The sequence below is a fragment of the Kineococcus vitellinus genome (assembly GCF_009906315.1).
Lineage (GTDB): Bacteria > Actinomycetota > Actinomycetes > Actinomycetales > Kineococcaceae > Kineococcus > Kineococcus vitellinus.
The window spans coordinates 1-2,684 of the sequence record NZ_JAAALL010000429.1; the positions used below are offsets into that span (position 1 = coordinate 1).

The window sequence follows — 2,684 nt, forward strand, 5'->3', positions numbered from 1 at the left end:
GCCCACCCCGGGCCCGCCAGCAGCCCGAGCAGCGCCCAGGACCACCAGGCCGCCCCCCCGCCGCCGTGCACCAGGCCGGAGGTCGAGGCGGCCAGCGGCACCGCGAGCGCGCCCCACAGCGCCATCGCCACCGCCACCGGCACCCAGCGCACGAGGGCGAGGGTCGTCGCCGACAGCGGCAGCGTGCGCGCGGCGGCGGGCGACAGCACCAGGCCGCGCGCCGGCTCGGACAGCGTCGTGGCGGCCGCGTACCCGGCCGCCCACAGCAGCAGGGCCGCGACGGCGCGGTGCGCGGACGTGCCCGCCGCCAGCAGCAGCGGCACGAGGACGAGGACGCCCGCGGTGGCGAGGCGGCGCGGCTGGCGGCGCAGCAGCAGCACGTCGGCGGCCAGGACCGCGCCGACGGGTCCGCGCACCGCCGCCAGCCGCGCCCGCCGGGCCACCCGCCCGGCGGAGTCCGCGGCCAGCGCCCGGCCCATCTCGCGCACGTCCAGCTGCAGCAGGGAGGAGGTGAGCCGCTCCAGCCGCGCGGCGCCGCGCCGCAGCGACGGCGAGGGCACCCGGTCGACGTCGCGCCAGGAGCGGCGGCCGGCCACGGCGACGACGGCCAGGGCGAGCACCGCGACGAGCGCGGCCGGCGCCGCGAGCGCGTCGGGGTGCAGGGCGTCCACGGCGATCCGCGCGAGGGCGGAGGCGGTCAGCGCGAGCAGCAGGGCGGTGCCGAGGCCGTCCAGCAGCCGCCCGGCGCGCAGCAGCGCGTCCACGCCCGCGCCGACGGCCGGGCGCACCAGGAGCAGGTAGCCCGCGGCCGCCGCGCCGGCGCCGACGGCGAAGCCGCCGCCGAGCCCGGCGGCCGCGCTCGCGGCCGTGAGCTCACCGCCGACGCCGAGGGCCACCGAGGAGGTCCAAGCCGTCAGGAGGCCGCCCGCCAGCGCGCTGCCCAGCGCGCGGGTGCGCAGCACGGGGCGCAGCAGGTCGGCGCGCGCCACGGGCAGCGGGGTCCACCAGGCGGTGGGCGCGGTGGGCAGGCTCACCGGCCCCAGCCGGCACCACGCGGCGAGGCCGAAGGCGATGACGCTGCACGAGACGCCGACGGCGGTGAGGACGGCCGAGGTCTGCGGCGACCAGCCGGGCCCGTCGCCGCCGGAGGACAGCCCCGCCCGCAGCGCCTGGCGCAGCGAGGAGCTGCCGCCCAGCAGCAGCAGGGAGGCGATGCCGACCTGCAGGAGCGTGGTGTAGGTGTCGACGAGGGTGGCGCGCAGCCCGCGCGCCGCCCGCGAGGGCGCGGCCTCGCGCACGAGCTCGCGCCGCGTCGGCAGCGGCAGGCCGGCCGGCGGGCCGACCAGCGCACCGGTCCGCGCACCGGCCCGCCCGCCCGGCGAGGCGCTCACCGGACGGGGTCGCTGACGACGCGGGCGGCCTCCTCGGCGTCGACCACGCGGCACGGCCCGCCGTCGGGGCGGTCGTCGACGACGACGGCGCGCGTGGCGACCCTGCGCAGCAGGACGACGTCGTGGGTGGCCAGCACGAGGGCCGTGCCGGCGTCGCGCTCGGCCACCAGGCGCTCGGCCAGCGCCTCGCGGCCGGGCGGGTCCAGCCGCTGCTCGGGCTCGTCGAGCAGCAGCAGCGCCCGCGGGCGCACGAGCGCGGCGGCCAGCAGCAGCCGGCGCTTCTGGCCGCTGGAGAGCGACACGGGCAGCTGGTCGGCGGCGTCGGCGAGGCGCTGCGCCGCCAGCTCCGCGTCGACGGCGCCGACGACGTCGCGCACGCCGTGCCCGCGGGCGACGAGCTCGAGGTGCTCGGCCACCGACAGCTCCGCGAACCAGGCGTCCTCGTCGAAGACGCAGGCCACCTCGCGCCGGAAGCCCGCCGAGCGCTCGTCGACGGGCGCCCCCCGCAGGCGCACCCGCCCGCCGAGGGGTTCGAGCAGGCCGGCGACGGCGCGCAGCACGGTCGACTTGCCGGCGCCGTTGGCCCCCACGAGGCACAGCGCCTCACCGGCGGCGACGTCGACGTCGACGGGGGCGCACACCGGCGCGCCGTAGCCCACGAGCAGCTGCTCCAGGGAGAGGACGACCTCGCGCGGCGGACGCGCCGCGGGCCGGGGCCCGCGGCGCCGCGGTGCGCCCGGCTCGTCCACGCCCGGCAGGCTACCGCCCGGCCCCGGTGCAGCGGCGGCGCGGCGGTGGCGCGGCGGCGGCTCGGCCGGTTCGCCCGCACGGCCCGCGGTCGGCTATCGTTGTCGGCGGTGTCCGGGTCCCGGGCACCCGCCGGCGTCCCGCACAGGGTCGCCGTTCCCCTTCCGTTCGACTTCAGGAGTTCCCCGTGGCTGCCACCTGCGACATCTGCGCCAAGGGCCCTGGCTTCGGCAAGAGCGTCTCGCACTCGCACCGGCGGACCAACCGCATGTGGCTCCCGAACATCCAGCGGATCCGGGCCACCATCAACGGTTCCCCGAAGCGGCTCAACGTGTGCACCTCCTGCCTGAAGGCGGGCAAGGTCACGCGCTGACGCGGCGCACGAGCCTCCTGCGGGGCCGGTCCCTCCCGGGACCGGCCCCGCAGTGCGTCCGGGCCCGCTCCCGCCGGCCCGCTGCTCGCGGTCCCGCGGGCGCCGCGCCTCAGCCCCCGGGCGCGAAGTGGTCCCAGCCGGTGCCGCGCACCGCGGCGGGAGCGCCGTCGACG

General features: G+C 80.4%; 3 protein-coding genes. 1 reads left to right on the plus strand and 2 read right to left on the minus strand.

Going from position 1 to position 2,684, the window contains the following annotated elements; translation table 11 throughout:
• Together GTQ99_RS21970 and GTQ99_RS21975 are read right to left on the minus strand one after the other, a co-directional pair.
• The coding region (locus GTQ99_RS21970; protein WP_205708005.1) for a DUF6297 family protein at window positions 1-1,391 on the minus strand (1,391 nt) is incomplete at its 3' end.
• A complete protein-coding gene (locus GTQ99_RS21975) occupies window positions 1,388-2,140 on the minus strand; it encodes an ATP-binding cassette domain-containing protein (protein WP_166617815.1) in 753 nt (250 codons plus the stop codon). The genes GTQ99_RS21970 and GTQ99_RS21975, both read right to left, overlap by 4 nt.
• Window positions 2,141-2,325: 185 nt before the next feature.
• Between GTQ99_RS21975 and rpmB the strand changes: the two genes are divergently transcribed.
• The gene (rpmB, locus tag GTQ99_RS21980; RefSeq protein WP_166617816.1) at window positions 2,326-2,511 is read left to right on the plus strand and encodes a 50S ribosomal protein L28; all 186 of its coding nucleotides are present in this window, start codon (window positions 2,326-2,328) and stop codon (window positions 2,509-2,511) included.
• Window positions 2,512-2,684: the final 173 nt, after the last annotated feature.